17 protein-coding genes and 1 tRNA gene are annotated in these 21,535 nt (G+C 60.9%); 10 read left to right on the top strand and 8 right to left on the bottom strand.

The features are described 5' to 3' along the window. The first annotated feature begins 187 nt into the window (after positions 1-187). The 8 genes from AB5202_RS03420 (at position 188) to AB5202_RS03385 (ending at position 8,578) form a co-directional block, all read left to right on the top strand. On the top strand, positions 188-1,066 hold the full coding sequence (locus AB5202_RS03420; RefSeq protein ID WP_217107582.1) for a patatin-like phospholipase family protein: 879 nt from the start codon (positions 188-190) through the stop codon (positions 1,064-1,066). Positions 1,067-1,259: 193 nt separating this feature from the next. Next, positions 1,260-1,703, top strand: coding sequence for a 50S ribosomal protein L13 (gene rplM, locus AB5202_RS03415; RefSeq protein WP_022094635.1), 444 nt, complete (start codon positions 1,260-1,262; stop codon positions 1,701-1,703). Between the two features lie 2 nt (positions 1,704-1,705). After that, the gene (rpsI, locus tag AB5202_RS03410; protein ID WP_022094634.1) at positions 1,706-2,101 is read left to right on the top strand and encodes a 30S ribosomal protein S9; all 396 of its coding nucleotides are present in this window, start codon (positions 1,706-1,708) and stop codon (positions 2,099-2,101) included. A gap of 123 nt (positions 2,102-2,224) precedes the next feature. Further along, entirely contained in the window at positions 2,225-3,562 is a 1,338-nt protein-coding gene (gene glmM / locus AB5202_RS03405; protein ID WP_368143830.1) for a phosphoglucosamine mutase, read from the top strand. A gap of 101 nt (positions 3,563-3,663) precedes the next feature. Continuing rightward, the gene (locus tag AB5202_RS03400) at positions 3,664-4,131 is read left to right on the top strand and encodes a PTS sugar transporter subunit IIA (protein ID WP_346982314.1); all 468 of its coding nucleotides are present in this window, start codon (positions 3,664-3,666) and stop codon (positions 4,129-4,131) included. Between the two features lie 271 nt (positions 4,132-4,402). Further along, the gene (nagB, locus tag AB5202_RS03395) at positions 4,403-5,131 is read left to right on the top strand and encodes a glucosamine-6-phosphate deaminase (protein WP_195233705.1); all 729 of its coding nucleotides are present in this window, start codon (positions 4,403-4,405) and stop codon (positions 5,129-5,131) included. 448 nt (positions 5,132-5,579) lie between these two features. Then, on the top strand, positions 5,580-8,300 hold the full coding sequence (locus tag AB5202_RS03390; RefSeq protein ID WP_368143831.1) for an AfsR/SARP family transcriptional regulator: 2,721 nt from the start codon (positions 5,580-5,582) through the stop codon (positions 8,298-8,300). Next, positions 8,273-8,578 carry a bacterial transcriptional activator domain-containing protein gene (locus tag AB5202_RS03385; protein ID WP_368143832.1) on the top strand — a complete coding sequence of 102 codons (306 nt, stop codon included), beginning with the start codon at positions 8,273-8,275 and terminating at the stop codon, positions 8,576-8,578. The genes AB5202_RS03390 and AB5202_RS03385 overlap by 28 nt, the downstream gene beginning before the upstream one ends. Before the next feature lie 69 nt (positions 8,579-8,647). Here the strand turns inward: AB5202_RS03385 and AB5202_RS03380 are convergent, their stop codons facing one another. Continuing rightward, complete coding sequence (locus tag AB5202_RS03380) at positions 8,648-8,947, bottom strand: YhbY family RNA-binding protein (protein WP_006234690.1); 300 nt, start codon at positions 8,945-8,947, stop codon at positions 8,648-8,650. 158 nt (positions 8,948-9,105) lie between these two features. Continuing rightward, positions 9,106-9,861 (bottom strand): methyltransferase domain-containing protein, encoded by a 756-nt coding sequence (locus tag AB5202_RS03375; RefSeq protein ID WP_368143833.1) that lies wholly within the window; start codon positions 9,859-9,861, stop codon positions 9,106-9,108. Between AB5202_RS03375 and AB5202_RS03370 the strand changes: the two genes are divergently transcribed. Next, the gene (locus AB5202_RS03370; RefSeq protein ID WP_368143834.1) at positions 9,861-10,070 is read left to right on the top strand and encodes a hypothetical protein; all 210 of its coding nucleotides are present in this window, start codon (positions 9,861-9,863) and stop codon (positions 10,068-10,070) included. The genes AB5202_RS03375 and AB5202_RS03370 overlap by 1 nt on opposite strands. Before the next feature lie 239 nt (positions 10,071-10,309). On the opposite strand, the gene AB5202_RS03365 is transcribed toward AB5202_RS03370, so the two are convergent. The 4 genes from AB5202_RS03365 to AB5202_RS03350 all read right to left on the bottom strand — a co-directional run bounded on the left by AB5202_RS03365 (position 10,310) and on the right by AB5202_RS03350 (position 16,008). Then, positions 10,310-11,674, bottom strand: coding sequence for a PFL family protein (locus AB5202_RS03365; RefSeq protein WP_035136908.1), 1,365 nt, complete (start codon positions 11,672-11,674; stop codon positions 10,310-10,312). A gap of 108 nt (positions 11,675-11,782) precedes the next feature. Next, a complete protein-coding gene (locus tag AB5202_RS03360) occupies positions 11,783-14,338 on the bottom strand; it encodes a homocysteine S-methyltransferase family protein (RefSeq protein WP_368144299.1) in 2,556 nt (851 codons plus the stop codon). Between the two features lie 9 nt (positions 14,339-14,347). After that, a complete protein-coding gene (locus AB5202_RS03355; protein ID WP_368139821.1) occupies positions 14,348-15,136 on the bottom strand; it encodes a hypothetical protein in 789 nt (262 codons plus the stop codon). Next, a complete protein-coding gene (locus AB5202_RS03350; RefSeq protein ID WP_368144301.1) occupies positions 15,136-16,008 on the bottom strand; it encodes a methylenetetrahydrofolate reductase in 873 nt (290 codons plus the stop codon). The genes AB5202_RS03355 and AB5202_RS03350 overlap by 1 nt, the downstream gene beginning before the upstream one ends. 426 nt (positions 16,009-16,434) lie before the next feature. Here AB5202_RS03350 and AB5202_RS03345 point away from each other — a divergent pair, with 426 nt between their 5' ends. Next, positions 16,435-18,522 carry a glutamine synthetase III family protein gene (locus AB5202_RS03345; protein ID WP_368144302.1) on the top strand — a complete coding sequence of 696 codons (2,088 nt, stop codon included), beginning with the start codon at positions 16,435-16,437 and terminating at the stop codon, positions 18,520-18,522. Positions 18,523-19,157: 635 nt separating this feature from the next. Here the strand turns inward: AB5202_RS03345 and AB5202_RS03340 are convergent. Both AB5202_RS03340 and AB5202_RS03335 read right to left on the bottom strand, forming a co-directional pair. After that, positions 19,158-19,234, bottom strand: a tRNA-Glu gene (locus AB5202_RS03340). A gap of 99 nt (positions 19,235-19,333) precedes the next feature. Then, on the bottom strand, positions 19,334-21,511 hold the full coding sequence (locus AB5202_RS03335; protein ID WP_368144303.1) for a MurT ligase domain-containing protein: 2,178 nt from the start codon (positions 21,509-21,511) through the stop codon (positions 19,334-19,336). Positions 21,512-21,535: the final 24 nt, after the last annotated feature.

Below are 21,535 nucleotides of genomic sequence, written 5' to 3'. Positions count from 1 at the left end.
CATCCCGGAATCCGCGCTCAGAACGGGACGCGCTTTCCCAGCGGCGGTCCAAGCGGAAAGCGCATCCCGGAATCCCGCCTCAAACTGGGACACACTTTCCGCTTCACCTGCCGCCTCGAAAAACCCATGCGCTCGCTATCCCAAAACTGGGTAGAAGAAAGCCAAAACGAAACAGCAGGAGGTCAACATGACTGCAGAAGATAAGGCAAAGAACGCTGGCAAGGTCGCGCTCGTCCTGGAGGGCGGCAGCTTCCGCGGGCAATTTACCGCAGGCGTGCTCGATGTTCTCATGGAGGCTGGCGTCGAGATTCCGGCTGTCTACGGTGTATCGGCCGGCGCTCTCAACGGCGTGAACTACAAGTCGCACCAGATCGGCCGTGCCAACCGCATCAACCTGGCTTTCTGCAATGACAACCGCTTCATGGGCGCCGCATCGTTTGCGTCCACGGGCTCTATTGTGGGTTACGACTTTATCTTCAACGATGTCCAGGACCGCCTAGATCCCTTTGACAACGAGACGTTCGACGCAAGCCCCATCGAGATGTACGCCGTCGCGACGGACATGCTCTTTGGAACCGCCACGTACCTGCCGGTCAAAAGCGCCGTACTTGACCTCGACGCTGTTCGCGCCTCGACGTCGCTGCCGCTGGTGACGCCGCCGGTCGAGATTGACGGGCACAAATACGTCGACGGCGGCGTAGCCGATTCGGTCCCCATCGAGCATGTGCTCGAGGAGGCGGGCTTTGACCGTGCAGTCGTCATCGTCACGCAGGACCGCTCGTACGAGAAAAAGCCTTACGAGTTTATGCCTGCCGCGCGCGCCCGCTATGCCGACTACCCCTATCTGCTCGAGGCTATCGAGACGCGCCACGACCGTTACAACATCCAGCGCATGCACCTGTGGAAGTATGAGCGCGAGGGCCGTGCGCTGGTCGTTGCTCCGCAAAAGCCGGTCGAGGTCGGCCATGTCGAGCACGATTCGGCAAAGCTTTTGGACCTGTATATCCAGGGCCGTCAGGAGGCAAAGCGCCTGCTCGCGGAAATCCAAGAGTTCGTTGAGCGCTAGCGACGGCGAACCCTCAAAAAATGACAACAGCTAAAGAGCTGGAAAATCACGGCTCGTGGATGACATGTGCAGAAACTCTGGTCGGAGCCAAAATACCTGTTGACTCGTACGGCGAGCGGGGTAATATGGACGGGTTACTTGCAGAGCCCCGTGAATCTCTGTAACAACACGTACTGTACATGGAGGAGTCTAAGTGATTTCGAAATCGACTCACTACGCCAAGCAGGGCGAGGTCCAGCGCAACTGGGTTCTCGTCGACGCCGATGGTGCTGTCCTGGGCCGTCTTGCCACCCAGATCGCAATGATCCTGCGCGGTAAGAACAAGCCCCAGTTCACGCCCAACAGCGACTGCGGCGACTTCGTTGTCGTCATCAACGCCGATAAGGTCCAGCTTACCGGTAACAAGGCCGACACGAAGACCTATTATCGCCACAGCGGCTACAACGGCGGCCTCAAGGCTGAGAGCTTCCGCCAGGCTATGGAGAAGCACCCGGAGAAGGTCATCGAGCGCGCCGTTCGCGGTATGCTGCCCAAGACCACCCTCGGCCGTGCCCAGATGACCAAGCTTAAGGTCTACGCTGGTGCCGAGCATCCGCATGCTGCCCAGAACCCCACGAAGATTGAGCTGGAGGCTTAAAGATGGCTGAGAACACCGTTGTCTACCAGGGTACCGGCCGTCGTAAGAACGCCGTCGCCCGCGTCCGTCTCGTCCCCGGCACCGGCAAGGTGACCATCAACAAGCGTGACGCCGAGCAGTATTTCGGCCGTCATCAGCTCGTTGAGAACGCCCTTGCTCCCTTCAAGGTGACCGACACCGCCGGTCAGTTCGACGTTATCGCTCTGTGCGATGGCGGCGGCATCTCCGGTCAGTCCGGCGCTCTGCGTCTGGGCATCGCTCGCGCTCTTCTGAACGCTGGCGACTACCGTGCTGACCTCAAGAAGGCCGGTTTCCTTACGCGCGATGCTCGCGTGGTCGAGCGCAAGAAGTACGGCCTCAAGAAGGCCCGCCGCGCTCCCCAGTTCTCCAAGCGCTAAGGTTTTATCTCCTTTCGAGATACAATGTACAAGCGGGGCCTGCCGATTCCTCGGCGGGTCCCGCTTTTCTTTTTCGACTAGGGTGGGCGGTTGCATATCGCCTGCTAGGGAAGGAGCGATCCTATGCCCCAGAACATCTTCGGTACCGACGGCGTCCGTGGCGTCGCCAATGCCGACCTCTCGTGCGACCTCGCGTTTCGCCTGGGCCGCGCGGCGACCAAGTTCCTTGGTCCGGATATTTGCATCGGCCGCGACACGCGCCTTTCGGGCACCATGCTCGAGAGCGCTCTGACCGCCGGCATTATGGCCGAGGGCGGCCGTCCGCATTGCTGCGGCGTCATTCCCACGCCCGCCGTGGCGCTGCTCACTGTTCAAAACGAGCTCGACGGCGGCATCGTCATCTCTGCTTCGCATAATCCGCCGGAGTTCAACGGCATCAAGTTCTTTAGCCGCAAGGGTATGAAGCTTCCCGATGCTGTCGAGGAAGAGATCAGCGCCTGGGTCATGTCCGAGGAAGCCATGCCTGCCGACACGCTGCCGACTGGCGCCGGCGTGGGCCACATCATCAAGATGAAGGACGCCCGCAAGGCATACGTCGACCACGCCATCGATACGCTTGATGGCCTGAGGCTCGACGGCCTGGTCGTTGCCGTCGACTGCGGTCACGGTGCTTCCTGCCAGACTACGCCCGCCGCGCTGCAGCGCCTGGGTGCCACGGTCCATGCCATCAACACCGATTATTGTGGCACCGACATTAACGTTGAGTGCGGCTCCACTCACCTTGAGCCCTTGCGCGAGCTCGTGCTGCGCACCCACGCCGATATCGGCCTGGCCCACGACGGCGACGCCGATCGCGTGCTGTTCGTGGACAGCGAGGGCAATGAGATCGACGGTGACTACATCCTGGCTATCTGCGGTTCTGACCTCGCCGCTCGCGGCAAGCTCGCCAACTCCGAGATCGTCTCGACCGTCATGTGCAACCTGGGCTTCTCCATCGCTATGAAGGAGCAGGGCTTCGAGATGGTTCAGACCGCCGTGGGCGACCGTTATGTTCTTGAGCGCATGCTCGCGGACGGCGCCGTCATCGGCGGCGAACAGTCCGGCCACATCATCTTCCTGGAGCACAACACCACCGGCGACGGCCTGGTGACGGCTCTGCAGCTGCTGGCCGTGCTCAAGCGCACCGGTCGCACCCTCACCGATCTTGCCGGTATCATGAAGAAGTACCCGCAGGTACTCGTCAACGTGCATTCGGACAACAAGGCTGGTCTGGACGATTGCCAGCCCATCTGGGATGCCGTCGCTGCTGCCGAGAAGGAGCTTGACGGCCGCGGCCGCATTCTGGTGCGCCCGAGCGGTACCGAGCCGCTGGTCCGCGTGATGGCCGAGGCCGAGACGCACGAGCTGACCCAGCGCGTTGTCGACGACATCGTCGAGGTTGTCAAGCGCGAACTTCCCTAATGGTCAAAAACCGGTGCCAAGTGGTAAACTGTTAAGGTTATTTTGATTGATTGGTATGTCCGAGGGGGAGCATGTTCACTAAAGTCCTAAGGTCTTTTGGTATGCGTGGTCGAGTCCTTACGCTGGATGCTCCCATCTCGGGCGACGTCATTCCGCTTTCCGAGGTAAACGACCAGACGTTTGCCACCGGCCTTTTGGGCCAGGGCGTGGCGATCCGGCCCACCGGAACGCGTGTGATTGCACCGGCTGACGCCAAGGTCGAGGCCATTTTTCCCACGGGACACGCTGTTGCGCTTAACACGGCCGATGGTCTGGACGTGCTCATCCACGTTGGTTTGGACACTGTTCAGCTCGAGGGCAAGCACTTTACCGTACATGCGCAAGTGGGTGACATCGTCCATAAGGGCGATGTACTCATTGAGTTCGATCGCGAGGCAATTGCTGCCGAGGGCTACGATGTGACGGTTCCCATCTTGGTGTGCAACTCCGTTGAGTTCTCGAGCATCAAAGGCTCCGTTGGTGTGCATGTCGAAGAGATGGACCAGCTCATCGTTGCTCGCGAGCGCTAGCAAGTGCACGTGGCCATTAGCCTACAATTCAAACACGTTTACGGAGGGCGCCCTTGAAAGAGGACGCCCTCCGTGGCAAGATGGGAAACGTCCGAGGCTAAACAGCTTCGGGTCACCGTGGACGGGCAGGGGCCTCGACGCGGCTAGACACGAGACACATACATTACGCGACCTCGCCCTGGTGGCCGCACACGTTGGTTGCGGCCGACGCGGGCCGCGGGCAAGTGCTTGTAAGGGAGCCTTGCCTCTCTTGTACGAGAAAGGACGCGTAATGAAGATCATTAAAGCTAAAGACTACGAGGATATGAGCCGCAAGGCCGCCAATATTATCTCGGCGCAGGTTATCCTCAAGCCCGACTGCGTGCTGGGCCTTGCCACCGGCTCCACCCCGATCGGTGCCTACAAGCAGCTCGCTGCTTGGTACAAGAAGGGCGACGTCGACTTTGCCGAGGTCAGCACCTACAACCTGGATGAGTATCGCGGCCTTTCGCATGACGATCCCCAGAGCTATCACTACTTCATGCGTGAGAACTTCTTCGATCACATCAACATTGACCTGAACAACACGCATGTGCCCGACGGTTCCAACCCCGATGCCGCCGCTGCCTGCTCTGAGTACGACAAGATCGTCGCCGCCGCCGGTTACCCGGATCTGCAGCTGCTCGGTATTGGCAACAACGGCCACATCGGCTTCAACGAGCCCGATGACCACTTCTCCAAGGGTACGCACTGCGTCGACCTCACCGAGAGCACCATTCAGGCCAACAGCCGCCTGTTCGACAGCATCGACGATGTTCCCCGTCAGGCCTACACCATGGGTACCCAGACCATCATGTATGCCCGCATGATCCTGGTCGTCGCCAATGGCGAGGCCAAGGCTCAGGCCGTGCATGACATGTGCTATGGTCCGGTTACGCCCGAGTGCCCGGCTTCGATTCTGCAGCTGCACACCAACTGCGTTGTCGTTGCCGACGAGGCCGCCCTTTCGCTCTGCGAGTAGCGCGAATCCTGCAGCTCGACATAGCCTTGCCTAAGGCCTCCGCTTTGCGGGGGCCTTTTTGCTATCCTTTTCCGCCCACTTGACCAAAATCTTGCCGCAAGCTTGACGAATGCCGGATGTCCAACAGCTTGATTCATTCTATACCAGATTCTATGCAAAAATGCCACTAGAAGGTCGTAGACGGTAGCGGGTGCTAGGCGAGTTGAATGACATGGCTGAACCTTGTTCATCTGCGTTACACTGCCGCTTAGATGGGACAAGCTGACAAGCTCATTTACCTGCTTAAAGACCGATTAGTCGGGGGATTAATAACAATCGGCCCTCGCTGTACAAAAACTTGCCGCTTGCGTACCAAAAGACAACCTAAAACACAAGGTCGCTCTATTCATAGCGCGGCTTGTATGGTCTTGCGGCTACAGTGTCCATACGGTCGAGTTGAGGAGCGGGCATGGTAAACGATTTGAGCAGTATGGACGACCTCGAGCTGATGCCGCTGGGCGGAGGCTATATGGTGCGACGCGAACGCTTGATGAATGAGCTTATCGCCAAGGGCCGAAAGGCCGGCATTGTGGTTCTTTATGCGCCCGACGGGTTTGGGAAGACCTCGGTGCTGCTGCAGTACACCCATGAGGTTAAATGCGACCCGACGCGAGGCCCCGTGCGGATTATCGAGGCCGATCGCGCCATTGGGCGCGAGGTGTTTATGCAGCTCGAGGTGGTTACCGAAGAACTCAAAGACAAACCGCACTCCCTTATCGCGATTGATAATGTGCCAAACCTCGATCAGCACGATACCGAAGACCTCATCGACAGGATTCGCGGCCTGCGCGCTATGGGGGTAGGGGTCTTTATCTCCTGTCGTCCTTCAAATCGTCAGCTGATTCATGGGCTGGGCGATTCGGTTAAGATCAATGCGCAGATGCTTAAGGTGCATGCCTATGAGTATTCGGCGTGGGCATCGGCGTTTTCGATCAGCACATCGCTTGACTTTTATCAGCTCACGCAGGGCGTGCCCGAGCTCGTTTCGGCATTGCAGACGGGTCTGTATGGCCAAGGTGACGTAGCCGGTCTGCTCGAAAACGAGATTGTCAACGTATATGGCGCGGCACTTGCCGATCTGGCTTCGCTCGACAATAATGCGCTGTTTTGCGTGGCATGTCTCATGGTTTTGATGGGCGAGGGCAATATCGCAGAACTCGAGGCCTGTGGGGTGAGGCTGTCGATGGTCGACCAGTCCTATTTTGTGCGCGACTACCCGATCTTTGGCTTGGATCCCGCCGAGCGGAGTTTTACGTGTCTGGGCACGGAGGATAACGGACGCTTGCGCTTGCGTAAGTTGGTGGCCGAGGTCCGCCCCGAACTTGTTCCGAGGGCGGCCCGGATTTTGCTTAAGGCGGGCCGATGCGATGCGGCGATGGGCCTGGCGGACGCCTTTTTGGACCGTGAAGCGGTCCTTGAACTTGCTGGGCAGTATGGGGTCGATCTGGCTCTGACGGGGCACGGGGCCGATATCTGCCGAGCGGCGCTGGGCACGATCGATGCCGACGATCCGGCTCCAGAGCCAACGCCCGCCGAGGCGCTCGGCGTATATCTGGCAGCGGTCAGCGTGTCCAATACAAAGCTCGCTCGCTATATGGCATCGGTTATCGAGCGCGGGGGCGAACGGGCGGCCTGCGAAATAGACCCTGTCTCATGGAGGGTGGCCCAGACACTGACAGCTGTTTGCTATGGGGACAACGGGCTTGGGCTCCCTACGAACCTGGCCGTGCCAGAAATCGAGACATCCCATACCGCACTCGATATGTTGTCTGCGCATATCGAGATCAAGCGATGCCTGACCGAACGGGGAGATGACGGCGGCGTTCTACAGCAGCTCAAAACGAGCAGGGCCTATGATTGCGAGCTCGACATCGTGGGGATTGTTATACGGGCCGATAGCATGCTGGTGGAGCTCTTTGACGGGTCGTTTGCGGGAACCGACGAGCGCGACGACGAGATGACGGTGGTGCGGGAGGCGCTCGACGTACGTGGGCTTAAGGCGATGACTATCTGGGTGCGCATGGTGTTGGCGGCACGGCGGCTCCTTTCCGGCTTGCCGGTAACCGACGATGCGGCGTTCAACGAGCTCGATCGTTTTGCCGTGCGCATGCGCGACAACCAGATTCAGCTGTTTGGCCTGTTGCTAGAAGGCTGGCAGTCGCTGGCAGAGGGACGGCCGGTTAATGCAAAGTTCCGTGCGGTCCAAGTGCTCAAACTTGCCGAGGAGTCGATTGCGTACATGCGCGATAACGCATTGCTGCTGGAGCGTGCGGCATATCTGCGTAACACCTCGATGGTTTCGGTTCGCGAGGAAGCGGAGCTACTCGATATAAGCCAGACGCAGGTTGGTGGCGCAGAAGCCTGGATGGTGGCGCTGCATTTGGCCTGTGCGGGCCGAGACAGCGACCTTGCGGCCTGGATGTCCATGAATCGTGCGGGGATTCTAGAGCCATCGTATCGGCTCTTTGCGCGCCTTGCCATGCATTGTCTGGGCGAGCCGGCGGGCAGGATACGCAAGAAGCTTCCCGTGCGCGAGCTGTCGCGGTACTCGCTGCGCGACGATTTGGAAGGGGAGGGCGAGCGTCTGTTCCAGGCTGGCGAGGTTGAAGCCGTTGATACCATCGACCATATCGAGATTCGCATGTTTGGTGCGTTTCGCGCCGAGCGCGACGGGTTTCCCATCACGGACAAAATGTGGCGCCGCAAGAAGGCGGCGACACTTGCCGAGCGGCTTGCGCTGGGCATGGATGCGCTCGTCGATCGTGAGACGCTGGCCATGGAGCTGTGGCCCCATGCCGAGTTCAATAGCGCCCGCAACAACCTGTACTCGACGATATCGCGCTTGCGGTCGGCCTTGGGGCCGACGCCAGACGGCAAGTCGTGCGTGCTCATCCAAAATGAATGCATCGGACTCAACGGCGACTACGTCAAGACCGATGTACGGCTGTTTGACCAGATAAGCCGCGAGGTTTTGGGAAATCGCACGGGTGCGCGCGGGCCCCATTTAGTTGAACTGTGCCTTAAGATTGAGCAGCTTTATGCCGGACCGCTGTATGTTCCCAATGGCTGTAATCCCACCTACTTTTTCGTATGCGACGCATTATGCAGTCAAAGTACATCGATTGCATGATTAAGGGGGCCAATGCCGCTCTAGAAGAAAACGATCTGCAGTCGGCGATTTGGCTGGCGGAGTCGGGGCTTCGGCAGGAAACGGCGCGCGAGGATATGGTGCGCTGCGCCATGCGCGTCTACAGTGCGGCGGGGCGGCGGCGCGATATCGTCGAGCTATACAGCGGGCATATGCACCATCTGAGGGAGCAGGTCAATGGCGTGCCCGAGCCCGAGACGCGGCGTCTATACGAGCGCTTGGTGGAGGGGCGGCTCAATCGCGTGCTGGTCGAGCGATAAAAAACGGGCGCCCAAAGTACTTGGGCACCCGTAAGCTTGCTATGTGTTGGCTCGCCGGATCATTGGCTCTTAGACGAGCTTGATCTTCTCGATGTCCTTGCGCGAGGACTCGCGATACAGCGAGAACTTGCGGCCGATGACCTGGACGACCTCGGCGTGGCAGCGCTCAGCGAGCTCTTCGGCGGCCTCGCGGGCGGAAAGGCTGGAGCCATCGAGCACGGAGCACTTAACGAGCTCGTGCTTCTCCAGGTAGGCGACCGTCTGCTCGACGGTGCCCTCGTTGACGTCGGACTTGCCGATGATGATGGCGGGGTTGAGGTGATGGGCCATGCTGCGAAGCTGCTTGACCTGTGCTCCTGTCAGTGCCATGGGTTCTCGCTTTCTATGTATGGGGCGCCCCGCGACGGGGCCTTAATCTACGTGAGCTGTCCCACGATAGCGCAGGAACGGCGGTGTGTGGAGCGCGTTCGCCCAGTTCAAAAAGAATGCGGATGCCGAGCGGGTGGGCGGTGCGGGCTGCGAACGGGCTATGAGCTGGGCGCAGAGACCGGCTCCCATGCAATAAACGCCCAACGAACCTTGCGGACATGATCGAGCATATAGCGCCCCTGCGGCACGCCCTTGGAGCCCGGCTCACCGGCATGGGGGTTCTCAATCATGTGTTGAGCGATGTAGTCGCGCAGGCGGTCAACCTTATCCTCGTTGCCATGCTCGAGCATACGGGAAAAATCTGCTACGCCCGCTTCAAGGTTATCGAAGGTATCGCGACGAGGCGATTCAAAGTACGTAACCTGCGGCAGGGCACCCATCTGAATGAGGATATTAAAAGCATACACAAAGCCATTACTGCAGGTAACCGAGGCACCGATGGCGTTCATCAGGTGCAGGTCATAGCGCGGGCTGGAGTTGGCGACCATCGTGACAGCACAACGCCGACGAGCCGTACGATCAAGCTTGGCAAGCGCGCCTTTTAGATTGGTCGTCGTAACTGACCGACTGGCAAAGGCAACATCCACCGCTTTCGCGACCGGTCCAACCAAATCCCAATCATCATCCCAAGCGAGCTCAAGCGGCGTAATGCGATCCTCGAGCCCATAGTACTCAATGCCAGCATCAAGCGTGCCCAACATAGCAGGGGAAAAGTCAGCAGCAATCACAGGATGCCCAGCCTGAGCAAGCGGAATAGCAATCGACCCAGCCCCACACCCCATATCGAGCACCGACTCACCAGGCTCAAGCGCCAGCAGTTTTATAAAATCCCGAGCATACGGGGCAGTCTCCAATGGCCGAAAATGCCGAGCCCGCTTATCCTACTCAAAAGGATCATCAGCCCGATGCCGATCAGCTTGCAAGCGCATCCATTCGTCATTCCAATCAGCAGAAAGAAGCTCAGAGCGAGCATCCCCATCAACCACGGGCCAACCTCCTAGCAACAAAAAAGCGACTCCTCCCAAAAGAAGAGCCGCAACCAGCATATATCAGAAAGAATTGATCCAACGCCAAACCGCCGTATCGACCATGTGGTGCAGGAGCGAAGCGACTGCAACCGGGATAGAACTCAATCGAGGTCCCGTTGTGCGGGAGCCCCGGGGAGGGCAAATATATAAGGTCGATCGCGAGTTCCGCACGAGCCGGAGAGCACTTAATGTGCTCTCCGTGCGAGTCAGGACTGTCCGAGCAGGCGACCTTATATATTTGCCCTCCCCGGGGCTCCTCGCCAGTCCCCCTCAGCTAGTTCTTGAGCGAGTTCAGCGGCGCCGGGAAGCGTCCGCCACGGTGGGCGAGCACGGTGCCGGCGTTGGGGTTCACCGGCATGATGGGCGCACGGCCAAACAGGCCGCCGTACTCGACGCAGTCGCCCACGCCCTTGCCAATGGCGGGAATCACGCGGACGGCCGTGGTCTTGTTGTTGATGACGCCGATAGCCATCTCGTCGGCGATGATGCCGGCGATGGTCTCGACCGGGGTGTCACCGGGGATGGCGATCATGTCCAAGCCAACGGAGCACACGCAGGTCATGGCCTCGAGTTTCTCGAGCGAAAGCGCGCCAGCCTCGACGGCGGCGATCATGCCGGCATCCTCGGACACGGGGATAAAAGCGCCGGAGAGACCGCCCACGCTGGAGCTGGCCATGACGCCGCCCTTCTTGACGGCATCGTTGAGCATGGCGAGTGCGCAGGTCGTGCCGGGGCCACCGCAGGTGCCAACACCGATGATCTCGAGGATGCGGGCAACGGAGTCGCCGATGGCAGGCGTGGGGGCCAGCGACAGGTCGACAATGCCCTTCTCGACACCCAGGCGATGGGCGGCCTCGCGGCTCATGAGCTCACCGGCGCGGGTGATCTTAAAGGCGGTCTGCTTAATCTTCTCGGCGACCTCCATCATCGATGCGGAATCGGGCAGCGTCTCCAGGGCTGCGGCCATAACGCCGGGGCCCGAGACGCCAACGTTGATGACGGCGTCGGCCTCGCCACCGCCGTGGACGGCGCCCGCCATAAACGGGGAGTCCTCGACCATATTGGCAAAGCAGACAAACTTGGAAGCGCCGACGGAGTCCTGGTCGGCCGTGAGCTTAGCGGCGTCGATGATGGTCTGCGCAGCCATGAGTACGGCGTCCATGTTGATGCCGGCACGCAGGCTGGCGACGTTGACGCTGGAGCAGACGCGGCTGGTGGTGGCGAGCGCCTGCGGGATGGACTGGATGACGCGGCGGTCGGCGTCGCCGATGCCCTTCTGGACGAGCGCGGAGAAGCCACCCAGGTAATCGATGCCGAGCGTCTCGGCCGCGCGGTCGAGGGCGTGCGCGATGGGGGTGAGGTCCTCATCCTTGCAGCAAGCGGCGATCTGCGCCACCGGGGTGACGGAGACGCGCTTGTTGACGATAGGGATACCGTACTCGCGCTCGAGGTTCTCGGCGGTCTCGACCAGATGCTCAGCCGTGTGCGTCACGTGGTCGTAGATCTTCGTGCACATGCGGTCGAGGTTCTCGTCGCCGCAACCCATGAGCGAAACACCCATGGTGATGGTCCTGATGTCGAGGTTCTGCTCCTCAACCATGCCGCGGGTTTCCGCGATTTCTGCGGGCGTGATCGCCATCCTTGCGCTCCTATCTGCCAAAACGAGCATAGTTTTATCTATTCTAACGTGCCGCACGTGCCAAGTGGCGCATGCGGCACGTTTTGGTGCTCGGTTGTTTCCGTTGTGTTACTGCCCAAAGACCTCTTCGGCGATGCGCGCGCTCTCGGCGGCGTCCTTGGCGTAGTAGTCCGCGCCGATCTGTTTGGCGTATTCGGGGGTGAGCACAGCGCCGCCCACGATGATCTTGACGCCTGGGACCTCGGCATGAAGCAGCTTGATGGTCTCCTCCATGGCGACGACCGTGGTGGTCATAAGCGCCGAGAGGCCGACGAGCTTAATGTCGCGCTCCTTGACGGTTTTGAGCACCTCTTGCGGGTCGACGTCGCGGCCTAGGTCAAAGACGGTGTAGCCGTAGTTGTCGAGCAGCATCTTAACGATGTTCTTACCGATGTCGTGGATATCGCCCTTGACGGTGGCCACGCAGATCTTACCCTTGTCGGCAATCTCGCCGGCGGGCATCAGGCGTTTGATGGTATCGAAGCCCACGCGCGCGGCCTCGGCCGAGGCCATGAGCTGCGGCAAGAAGAACTTTCCCTGGTCAAAGAGGACTCCGACCTCATCGAGGGCGGGGATAAAGTGGTTGTTGATGAGGTCCATGGCGTCGTGGTCGGCCAGCAGGCGCTCGGTCTCGGTCGCGATTTCGCCCTTGCGACCCGAGACGACCATGTGGCGGATGGGGTCGTCATCGGCTCTTGCGGTGGTGCTTGCGGCAGGCGCGGCATCGCTCGATGCTGACTGAGCGGCCGCCGGGTTGGCGGCAATCTTGTACGGGTCGGTCCAGCCGGCGTAGCGCTCGATGTATCCGGTCGAGCCCTCGTCCTCAACGCTCAAGACGCGATAGCTGTAGACGGTATCCATAAAGCGCTTGGAGCCCGGGTTCATGATGGGGGCGTCCAGGCCCGCGCCAAAGGCGGCGGCCAAAAAGACCGAGCCCAGCAGCGGGCGGGCAGGCAGGCCAAAGCTGATGTTCGACACGCCGAGCGCGCATTTGACGCCCAAGCGCTCCTTGCACAGGGACATGGCGCGCAGGATCTGCTCGGCCTGGCGCTGGTTGGTCGAGGCGGTCATGACCAGGCAGTCGATGAGGATGCGGTCCGATCCGATTCCGTAGCGGGCAGCCTCGGCCACGATGCGCTCGGCGATGTCGAAGCGAGCCTCGGCGGTATCGGGGATGCCGCCTTCGTCGAGTGTAAGGCCGACAACGTTGGTGCCGTAGTGAGCGACCAGCGGAAAGATCTCATCCATGATCTGCTGCTTGCCATTGACCGAGTTGATGATGGGCTTGCCGGCGTAGCGGCGCACGGCGGCCTCGACGGCGGCGGGATCGGTGGAGTCGATCTGCAGCGGCAGCAGCGTGGAGCCCTGGAGCTGCTCGGTTGCCTGCTGGATGATCTTGACCTCGTCGATCTCGGGCAGGCCCACGTTGACGTCCAAGATGTCGGCGCCCTGCTCCTGCTGGCTGATGCCCTGGCTCACGACGTAATCCAGGTCGCCGTCGCGTAGGGCCTGCTGCAGGCGCTTTTTGCCGGTGGGGTTGATGCGCTCGCCGATGACGGCGATCTTGTGGCCGTCGCAGGGAAGGTCCACGACCGTCTGGGCGCTCGTGACCGACATGCTGGGCTTGCGGCGGCGCGGGCTGGGCGTGTGGTTGTCGATGAGCGTGCGCAGCGCTGCCATGTGCGCCGGCGTGGTGCCGCAGCATCCGCCGACGACGCTCACGCCATCGGCGATCATGCCGGCGACGGCCTCGGCGTATTCGGGGGCTTGGATATCAAAGACGGTGTTGCCGTCGTCGTCCACATGGGGGAGTCCTGCATTGGCCTGCACCATAACGGGCTTGTCGGTAACGGTGAGCATACGTGCGGCGAGTCCCCGGAGCTCGGCCGGTCCTTGGCTGCAGTTGATGCCCAAAACGTCGGCGCCGATGGCGTCGAGCGTGATGGCGGCGACCTCGGGGCTCGTGCCCAAGAAGGTGCGGCCGTCTTCCTCAAAGGTCATGGTGGCAAAGACAGGAAGGTCGGAGTTCTCGCGGCAGGCGAGGACCGCCGCCTTGATTTCGGCCAGGTCGGTCATAGTCTCAATAATAAAGAGGTCCACACCCGCGGCGACGCCGGCGCGCACCTCCTCGGCAAAAAGGTCGTAGGCTTCGTCAAAGCTCAGGGTGCCTAAGGGGCGAAGCAGTGCGCCGATGGGTCCGATGTCACCGGCGACGTAGTGGGCACCGGCCGAGTGGGCGCAGGCGACTGCCGCGGCAAAGACGTCTGCCACGGTGGCGGCGCCGTCGAGCTTGTGGGCGTTGGCGCCAAAGGTGTTGGCGGTGATCACGTCGCAGCCGGCTTCGACGTACTGACGCTGAATGTCGGTGATGACCTGGGGCTCCTCAAAGTTGAGCAGCTCGGGCAGGGCGCCGGCCTTCATACCGGCGGCCTGCAGCATGGTGCCCATGCCGCCGTCGAACAGTAGGTGGCCCGTGCCCTCGATGGCCGCACGCAGGCGATCGTCCTTAATGCGCAGATCGTCGATCGTGCGCGTCTTGTACGTGGCACCGTTGCGACGTGCGGCATCAACGGGTGCCGCCAATGCAGTGCCGTCAGAATCATGAGTGATAAGCGGAGTAAACATCGAGGGCTCCTAATGGCTGGAATAGCAGGTGGTGTGGGCGGCGCGGAAGCGGCAGTGCTCGCGCATGCGGCAGATATTGCAGGTGGGGCGGCTCTGGGCGTCGTGGACTTCGCCGTCGAATAGGCCGATCACCGCGGTCACGCTTTTGGTGGGCATGAGCAGGCTGGTGGGTGTGACGGTAAGCCCGATGAGCCGCGTGGCGTTGAGCGCATTGACGATCGAGCGCTGGGCCGAGAGCGGGCAGTCGCCGTAGCCGGGACTAAAGCGCCAGTTGCCAGCGAGCCCATGAACGGCGGCGTCCGTCTTGACCTGCTGGTCCATTTGCTCAACGGCGGCTTCCACGTAGGCGGAGCACGCGGCGTCGAGCACGGCGCCCTCCAGGGGATGTTGGGCTCCCGTGGTGCGCAGGCGACGCTCGGCGTCCATGCCGAGGGTGCATGCCATGAGCGCGGCAAAGCGGGCATCTTTGAGATGTCGATAGATATCGCGACCTCGCAGCTCAACGTTGGTGCCGACCAAGCGAATGCAAGGCTCACTTTGTTCGTCCACGCCCGTGGCATCGACGGCAAATACGCGGCGCACGCCACGGGGCTCAATGTCAAGTTCCAGACGCTCGACCACAAGCTCAATACGTTGCGACAGCTCGGGCTCAATCTGCTGGCCGCCGTAACCCAGATACCGCAGCATCTCGGCACGGTCGACACGGGGATGGTGCGCAGCATCGACACGGTAAAGCGCCGGCGACGCAAGGTCGGCCGGCACTTCGACAGCGGTTGTATCGATGTGCGGTTTTTCCATTACCCCAGGCGCTCCATAATGGTCGCGGCGATCGCAGGACGGTTCATAGTGTACAGGTGCAGGCCGTCGGCGCCGTGCTCCTTGAGGTCGCAAAGCTGGCGGGCGGCATAATCTACACCGGCTGCCTGCAGGCTCTCGGGGTCGTTCTCGTACTTGGCGAGAATCTTGATGACGGGGGAGGGCAGCGACGCGCCGCACATAAAGACCATGCGGCTGATCTGCGACTTGCCCATAAACGGCATGATGCCCGCGGTAATGGGCACGGTGATACCGGCCTTGTCGGCAAGCTCGCGGAAGCGATAGAAGCACTCGTTATCAAAGAAGAGCTGCGTCACAAAGAAGCTTGCGCCGGCGTCCTGCTTTTGCTTGAGGTGTTCGACCGAGGCGTTGAGGTCCTCACAGGCAATGTGGCCCTCGGGGTAGGCCGCGGCGCCTACGCAAAAGCCGGCGTCGACGAGCTCGGGGATGAGGTCGCGGGCGTAGGCGTAGTCCGAGGCGGGCTTGTCGTCCTCGGTCGCGCCGGCAGGGAGATCGCCACGCAGGGCCAGGATGTTTTCCACGCCGGCGGTGCGATACTCGTCGATTTTAGCGGCGATATCGGCGTGCGAGCGGCCCACGCAGGTAAGGTGTGCCACCGAGGGTGTATCGAATTCGCTCGTAATCATATGCGCGATGGGGGCGGTGGTGGCACCGTTGCCCGAACCGCCGGCCGAGCAGGTGACCGAGACAAAGCTCGGCGAAAGCTTGCACAGATTGCCTGCCACTTCGCGAGCCGTGTCGAGGGTGAGCTCGCCCTTGGGCGGGAACATCTCAAACGAAATGGGCGCGGTGCCCTGGGATGCTGCCTGCCTAAAAACCTCGTCGACGCGCATATCGTGCTCCTCTAGATACGTAATAGTGTGATGTGTTGTAAGGATTCTACAGCACCACTGTGCCACGGTGGAGTTTCACTCGCTATTTGAGGATACCAATCAAAGATGCCTTGCTATCGGCATTCCCTATAACAGGGCGGTCAATCTAGGATGGGGCTATAAAGACTGGTATCTGATGTGAAATACCAGTTAATGGAGCTCCATCTCAAATTGACTACCCTTAAACCATGGGGAAAGGTCTGCAATTTATACAGTTGATTGGCTGTTGAGGGTGGCAACGCCGCCCCGATAGGGTAACCTCATTGATTGGTTTCGCGACAGCAACATAACGGTAATGTCGCGGAAACACGGCGAGTCTAAGCTATGACTCGTTTGTTAGTAATCAACACCGCTTCTCACGCGGTGCCGATACGAAGGGAGTTCCGTATGGCCGAACTTACTGACCGCTTCGGGACCATGGTGTTCTCTGAGGAAGTCATGAAGGACTACCTCCCCAAGGACATTTGGAAGCGCCTTGCTGCAACCCTCGAGGGCGGTGAGCCGCTCGACCTGGATGTGGCCAACGCCGTTGCCCATGCCATGAAGGTCTGGGCCATCTCCAAGGGCGCGACGCACTATGCGCACTGGTTCCAGCCGCTTTCGGGCATTACTTCCGAGAAGCACGACAGCTTCCTGGAGCCCAACCACGACGGCACCGCCATTACCAAGTTTACGGGCAAGAACCTCATCCAGGGCGAGCCCGATGCCTCGAGCTTCCCCAACGGCGGCCTGCGCGCCACCTTCGAGGCCCGTGGCTACACCGCTTGGGACCCCACTAGCCCCGCCTTTATCAAGGACGATGTCCTGTGCATCCCCACGGCTTTCTGCTCCTACACGGGCGAGGCCCTGGACAAGAAGACCCCGCTGCTGCGTTCCATGACCGCGCTCTCGCGTGAGTCCAAGCGCGTTCTGGCACTGTTTGGCAAGACCCCCAAGAAGGTTGTTCCTTCCGTGGGCGACGAGCAGGAGTACTTCCTGATCAAGAAGGACGCCTACCGCAAGCGCAAGGACCTGGTCATCACCGGCCGCACCCTCTTTGGCGCCGCTCCCTGCAAGGGCCAGGAGCTCGAGGAGCACTACTTTGGAGCTATCCGCCCCACCGTCTCGGCCTACATGAAGGATCTGGACGACGAGCTGTGGGCGCTCGGTATTCCCGCCAAGACCAAGCACAACGAGGTCGCTCCCTGCCAGCATGAGCTCGCCCCCGTCTATGGCGAGGTCAACGAGGCCATCGACCAGAATCTGGTCATGATGGAGAAGATGAAGCTCATCGCCTCCCGCCACGACCTGGTCTGCCTGCTGCACGAGAAGCCGTTTGAGGGCATCAACGGTTCGGGCAAGCACAACAACTGGTCGCTTGGCACCGAGTCCGAGAATCTGCTCGATCCGGGCGACACCCCGCTCGACAACCTGCAGTTCATCGTCTTCCTCACCGCGGTGATCGAGGCCGTCGATAACTATCAGGAGCTCCTGCGTGCCTCCGTTGCCTCGGCCGGCAACGACCATCGTCTGGGCGCCAACGAGGCCCCTCCGGCGATTATGTCCATCTTCCTGGGCGACCAGCTTACCGAGGTCGTCGAGAAGATCATCGATGGCAAGGCTTCCGTCCATGCCACGCGCGGCGTGCTCGACCTGGGCGCCGATACCCTGCCCAAACTGATGCAGGACAACACCGACCGCAACCGCACCTCCCCGTTCGCCTTCACCGGCAACAAGTTCGAGTTCCGTGCCTGCGGCTCCGAGCAGAACGTCTCCGACTCCAACCTGGTGCTCGATGCCGCCGTGGCCAAGTCGCTCAAGTCCTTCGCCGACACGCTTGAGGGCACGCCCGAGGATGAGTTCCAGGACGCCGCGCTCGAGTACTGCAAGAAGGTCCTGACCGACCACCAGCGTATTCTCTTCTCCGGCGATGGCTACTCCGATGAGTGGCCCGTCGAGGCCGAGAAGCGCGGCCTTGCCAACAACAAGACTACCGCCGACGCTCTGCCCGCCTTTGTTTCCGATAAGGCCATCGCGCTCTTTGAAGAGACGGGTGTCCTGACCAAGGCCGAGGCCCAGTGCCGCTACGACTGCAAGCTCGAGAAGTACAACAAGCTCATGAACATCGAGGCCACCACGATGGTTCGCGAGGCGCGTCGTACCTATCGCCCGGTCATTACTGCCTATGCCACCAAGGTCGCTAAGGGCCTTGAGACTATTCGTGCCGCCGGTGCTGAGGCTGCCATGCAGTGCGAGCAGAACACGCTCAACAAGCTCTGCAACGGTATCACCGCCATCAACGACTCCATCAAGGCGCTCGACGCCGTGCATCAGAAGGCCGAGGCTCTCGATGGCCAGGAACAGGCCAACGTGTACGCGCACGAGGTCGTTCCCGCTATGGATGCGCTGCGTGCCGCTGTGGATGCCATGGAGGAGATCGTGGCCGCCGACTACTGGCCGGTCCCGACCTACGACGACATCTTGTTCTACGTGTAGAGCGTAACTGACATATCGTCACGGTATTGAGCCGGGGTCCGCATCATGCGGGCCCCGGTTTTTGTTTGCGAAGGACGCTTTGAAGCCCGTTTTGCCGCCGATTTGCCTAGGTATAAAGGGCTATGGGCAAAAAACGTCAAATATGAGTACTGTCACAAGTCCTGTAACATTATTTATTTGCAAAATATGTAGTGTTACGCAACATATGTCCAAGTACTTAGCCGATAAACGTCTGCAATTTTTCCGCCGTAGGACGCCTGACGGCTAAATCGCCTTCTGAAGGCATGAAATCGCTGTAACTAAAATGGTAACAGTACTCATATTTGCCATTTTTTGACCACAGGCCTTGCGATGATGCCGGGATCCGCACCCTGCCGGGTTCGAATCCCGGCGCATGGGTAGCAAAAAGCCCGCTACCGAATTGGTAACGGGCTTCACATCTCAAATGGTGCCCCCAGCGGGATGTCCGCGTGCGGCTGGCGCCGCCCGCTTTCGCTGCGTCGCTTCGCTCCTTGCGTGCTGCGCTGGAAAACGCTTGCGCGTTTCCTCAGCTCCGCACCCTGTCGGGTTCGAATCCCGGCATATCGGTAGCAAAAAGCCCGCTACCGAATTGGTAACGGGCTTCACATCTCAAATGGTGCCCCCAGCGGGATTCGAACCCGCGATATCCACCTTGAAAGGGTGGCGTCCTTGGCCGCTAGACGATGGGGACAGCTGGAAAAAGTATAGCAGACTTTTTTAGCCGTTCACATATCGTTGGCAAACTGAAAAACCACCACAAAGGTGCCTGTCCCTTTGTGGTGGCGGGGCGTTAGGGGAGGAGCTTCATGGCGGCGTCGTGGGCGGCGCGCTCGTAGATGTCGTCGAGGGGCTTGAGCGGCAGCAGGGCTGTGGCCTGCGCATCGCCGCGGCGCTCGAGGGCGTGGGTAATGAGCCAGTCGGCGAGCTCGGGGTTCTTGGGTAGCGCTGGTCCGTGCAGGTACGTGCCGATGACGCCCTTGTAGATGATGCCCTCAAAGCCATCGTCGCCGTTGTTGCCGGTGCCCGCAACGACGGACGTTCCGAGCGGCGTGGCATCTGCGTCGAGCAGGGTGCGGCCGCCGTGGTTCTCGAATCCCACAAAGGGCTCGGGTGCCAGGTCGGTCTTGACGGCGACGTTGCCGATCAGGCGGTCGGAGCCGCGCACGGTTTCGGCGGCAATGACGCCCAGGCCCTCGACGCGATTCTCGCCCATATAGTACGAACGGCCGAGCAGCTGATAGCTGCCGCAGATAGCAAGCAGCGAGCCGCCGTCCTCAACATAGGCCGCGACCTTGTCTTTTTGAGCGAGAAGCTCGTGCGCCACGGCCAGCTGGTCGCGATCGGAGCCGCCGCCCATCATGACGATGTCGGCGTCGGCGAGATCGAGCACCTCGCCCATGCGAACCTCGTCCACGCGAACGGGGATGCCACGCCAGGTGCAGCGGCGCTCGAGGGCGATGACATTGCCGCCGTCGCCGTAGAGGTTGAGGGCGTCGGGATACAGATAGACGATGCGCAGGGGGCGTGAAAGCTCGACCGGCGCGACGCCGACGGGGACGGCGCTGCCATCGGCGCACGTTGCGGCGTGGGCGGCAACCGTAGCCGCATCGGTGTCTTTGAGCCCATCGAGCTCCTTGACCAGCGGCGGAAAGGCCGTGTAGTTGGCGACGGCATAGAAAGTGTCGCCAGCCTCCTCGTCTGCCACGGCGCCGATCGCCTGCTCGATATTCGAGATAATCGTGGCATCGATACCGGCGTACTTGAGGCGCACCTGCATGTCGTGCGCGCGCGTGCCGCCGGCAAAGGCGACAAGTCCCGTTGTGTCGGCGATGCGCTCAAAGTCGACGTCGTAGATCCACGATACATCGTGGCCGTCGGCATCGTTGTCGTTGAGGAAGAAGGCGCAGAGTCTGCCGCCTGCCGTTTTAATGGACTGAATCTGGCGATCGAAACCCACGGGATTTTTGGCCAGGTTTGCCTCGACGGTACGGCCGGCGATCTCCCAGCGGCCCATACGCCCGCCCGCGGGGATGTAGGCATCGAGCGTGGGCTGCAGATGCGCCGCGTCCACGCCCAGCTCGTGGGCAGCGAAGAAGGCTGCGGCTACGTTGTAGACCATATACAGGCCGTTGTAGCGTGTGGCGATGTGTACGGCAGCCGCGTCGGGCGCAGATCCAAAGACCAGGTCAAAGCCGTAGCCGTCGCAGCCGAGCTCCACGCCCGTCACGCGACGGACAAGCACAGGGCGGGCCCAGCCGCACGAGGGGCAATGGTAGGCGCCGAGCTGGCCGTATTGCACGTAGTCATACTCCAACGGGGCGTTGCACTGTGAGCAAAAGCGCGAGTCGCTAATACGGTCGGACTCGGTGTTGGTGGCGCCATCGATGCCAAAGGCAATACTCGCGTTGGGAACGCGCGCGGCAATCGAGGCGCACAGCGGGTCGTCGGCGTTGTAGATGAGCGTCGTTGCCGGCGAAAGCTCCAACGCGTGGGCGATGACCTCCTGGGTGTGATCGATCTCGCCATAGCGATCTAGCTGGTCGCGGAACAGGTTGAGCAGCACAAAGTACGTCGGCTTGAGCTTGGGCAGAACGCGTACGGTGTAAAGCTCATCGCACTCAAAAACGCCCACGCGCTTGCCGCTGCTGGTGTGTTTAAGGCCGCCGCGGGCCTCGAGTAGAGCACCTACCACACCAGGCTCCATATTGTTGCCGGCACGGTTGCACACCACGGCAGCACCGCTGGCAGCAACGGCGTCGGCGATGAGGTTGGAGGTGGTGGTCTTACCGTTGGTGCCGGTGATCACCACGCTGCGGTCGACAAGGCCAGCGAGGTCGCTCAGCAACTCGGGGTCGATCTTCATGGCGATGCGGCCGGGGAGTACGCCGCCCTGGCGCTTAAGGACGGAGCGCAGCCCCCAGCGAGCGATATCGCTCGAGGTGCAGGCAAGAGATGAGCGGAGGTTCATGAAACCGTTCCTAACGTAAACGAC

The organism is Collinsella aerofaciens, from assembly GCF_040915545.1.
In the GTDB taxonomy this organism is placed as follows: Bacteria; Actinomycetota; Coriobacteriia; order Coriobacteriales; family Coriobacteriaceae; genus Collinsella; species Collinsella aerofaciens_BE.
The sequence above is the reverse complement of the archived record's forward strand: the minus strand, read 5'-3'. Positions and strand labels throughout refer to the sequence as shown.

Bases quoted from the DNA above. Each gene is read 5' to 3' on its own strand.
- AB5202_RS03420 (WP_217107582.1), top strand. From the start codon at position 188: ATGACTGCAGAAGATAAGGCAAAGAACGCTGGCAAGGTCGCGCTCGTC.
- rpsI (WP_022094634.1), top strand. From the start codon at position 1,706: ATGGCTGAGAACACCGTTGTCTACCAGGGTACCGGCCGTCGTAAGAAC.
- glmM (WP_368143830.1), top strand. From the start codon at position 2,225: ATGCCCCAGAACATCTTCGGTACCGACGGCGTCCGTGGCGTCGCCAAT.
- AB5202_RS03400 (WP_346982314.1), top strand. From the start codon at position 3,664: ATGCGTGGTCGAGTCCTTACGCTGGATGCTCCCATCTCGGGCGACGTC.
- nagB (WP_195233705.1), top strand. From the start codon at position 4,403: ATGAAGATCATTAAAGCTAAAGACTACGAGGATATGAGCCGCAAGGCC.
- AB5202_RS03390 (WP_368143831.1), top strand. From the start codon at position 5,580: ATGGTAAACGATTTGAGCAGTATGGACGACCTCGAGCTGATGCCGCTG.
- AB5202_RS03385 (WP_368143832.1), top strand. From the start codon at position 8,273: ATGCAGTCAAAGTACATCGATTGCATGATTAAGGGGGCCAATGCCGCT.
- AB5202_RS03380 (WP_006234690.1), bottom strand. From the start codon at position 8,947: ATGGCACTGACAGGAGCACAGGTCAAGCAGCTTCGCAGCATGGCCCAT.
- AB5202_RS03370 (WP_368143834.1), top strand. From the start codon at position 9,861: ATGGCCGAAAATGCCGAGCCCGCTTATCCTACTCAAAAGGATCATCAG.
- AB5202_RS03365 (WP_035136908.1), bottom strand. From the start codon at position 11,674: ATGGCGATCACGCCCGCAGAAATCGCGGAAACCCGCGGCATGGTTGAG.
- AB5202_RS03360 (WP_368144299.1), bottom strand. From the start codon at position 14,338: ATGTTTACTCCGCTTATCACTCATGATTCTGACGGCACTGCATTGGCG.
- AB5202_RS03355 (WP_368139821.1), bottom strand. From the start codon at position 15,136: ATGGAAAAACCGCACATCGATACAACCGCTGTCGAAGTGCCGGCCGAC.
- AB5202_RS03350 (WP_368144301.1), bottom strand. From the start codon at position 16,008: ATGCGCGTCGACGAGGTTTTTAGGCAGGCAGCATCCCAGGGCACCGCG.
- AB5202_RS03345 (WP_368144302.1), top strand. From the start codon at position 16,435: ATGGCCGAACTTACTGACCGCTTCGGGACCATGGTGTTCTCTGAGGAA.
- AB5202_RS03335 (WP_368144303.1), bottom strand. From the start codon at position 21,511: ATGAACCTCCGCTCATCTCTTGCCTGCACCTCGAGCGATATCGCTCGC.